Below are 1699 nucleotides of genomic sequence, written 5' to 3'. Positions count from 1 at the left end.
ACCCGGATCTCGGCCTCGCCGTCGCCGGCGAGCGTGGTGTAGGCCGTGGCGGGCGTGTCGGGGGCCATGCGTCCTCCGGTGGCCAGTGGGCGATCACGGCGGTCGCGATGCGGCCGTCGCCGCCGGGATCATAGCGCGCATCCCCATTCCCGGCAACACGTTGGATGATTCGAGGCCTGGCACCGTCCTTGCATCGGTGGCGGCATCGAGCGTGGAGCACGGCGATGCCAGCGGAGGTGCGATGAAGTCGATACGGCTGAAACGGCGGCTGCCGGGCCTCGCCGCGTGCTGCCTGGCGGCGGCCGGCGTGTTGCTGGCCTGCGCGGTGTCCGCGCGCGCCGGCGGCGTCCTGCGTTCGTCCCTCGACCGTCCCGACGCGGCGCCGCCGCCCTTCCTCACGCTCGGCCCGAGCCTGGGGGACACGCGCGGCGAGGGCGGCCTGCGCCCCGGCGTTTCCGGCGGGCTGGTGCTGAGCCCGGCGGCCGGCGCCGAGATCTTCCCGCCCCTCTACGACTTCAACCTCGGGCTGGTGCTGCACGGCGAGTACCGCAGCGTGGCGAGGGGGCGCGACCTCGTCGCCGTCGGGCTCGTTGCGCGCCGCTACCTCGGCGACGTGCGGCGGGAGGCCCCGGCGCGGGCGGCCTTCGTCGGGTTGGGCCTCGACATCGCCCAGATCAGCTACCCCGGCGTGGCCGCGGCGGACTCCGCCGCGACGGCGACCGCCGCCGGCGAGCTGCGCAACTACTCGGGCGTGCTGGAGGCCGGCTGGGAACTGCGGCCGTCGCCGCGCACGCTCGTCGTGGCGCTGGTGCGCTGGCGCCGTTTCGTCGACATGGGCTTCGACTACTCCGGCTGGTCCTGCCACCTGCAGGTCGGTTTCCCCGTTCCCTGGTGAGCGACGGCCGCGGCCGCGCCGCGACCAGCCGACGGCCGGCCGATCCGGCTGTGGACGCCGCGCCGGGCAACGGTTATCTTGAGCGCCGGATATCGCCACCCCCTGAATGCGTCAGCCGGCGCCCTGCCGGACCCGGTCGCTGCGCGCGCCACCGCCGCCGGCGGCCGGCATCATCAGGAGATCTGCGAGGCCGCTCATGATGACCGCTTCCAAGTTCGCGCGCGGCGTGGCCGCGATCCGGCCGGCCGTGCTGGCGTTCGGCGTCCTGTCGCTCGCCGGCGCGTCCGTCGCCCAGCAGGAGTCCGGCCTGCTCGCCGGCGGCCCCCGGTCCCTCGGCTACCAGGATTACGTGCGGGCCATGCGCGCCGCCGAACGCCTGGACCACGTCGCCACGATCGAGTCCCTGGAGGACGCCGACGGGCCGGTGCTGGCCATCGGCGACCGCTTCGGCCTGGTCCGGCTCGTCCACGTCACGGGCGAGGGCGCCCGGGCGCTGTGGACCAGCAAGCAGCTGACGGGCACCGTGCAGGAGGTGCTCTCGGCCGACCTCGACGGCGACGGCACGGACGAGGTGATCGCCTGGACGAGCGCGGCCATCCTCTACGTCTGGTCCGCGGACGACGGCCGCCTGCGCTACGAGACCCTCCAGAACGATTTCCAGGTGCTGCACGGCCTCTGCGTGGGCGACGTCGACGACGACCCCGCGCTCGAGCTGGTCGTCAACGCGAACCGGCACCTCTACTACATCGACGGCGTCAACTTCAACCGCGAGTGGACCAGCCTGAACGAGTACGAGGCGAACCG

At 73.8% G+C, this 1699-nt stretch carries 2 protein-coding genes; both read left to right on the top strand.

The features are described 5' to 3' along the window. Positions 1–241 precede the first annotated feature (241 nt). Entirely contained in the window at positions 242–895 is a 654-nt protein-coding gene (locus Q7W29_03175) for a hypothetical protein (GenBank protein MDO9170812.1), read from the top strand. Between the two features lie 196 nt (positions 896–1091). Then, a partial coding sequence (locus Q7W29_03170; GenBank protein ID MDO9170811.1) for a VCBS repeat-containing protein occupies positions 1092–1699 on the top strand: 608 nt, incomplete at its 3' end.

This window comes from bacterium (assembly GCA_030654305.1).
Lineage (GTDB): Bacteria > Krumholzibacteriota > Krumholzibacteriia > LZORAL124-64-63 > LZORAL124-64-63 > PNOJ01.
This window is presented reverse-complemented; position numbering and strand designations above follow the sequence as displayed.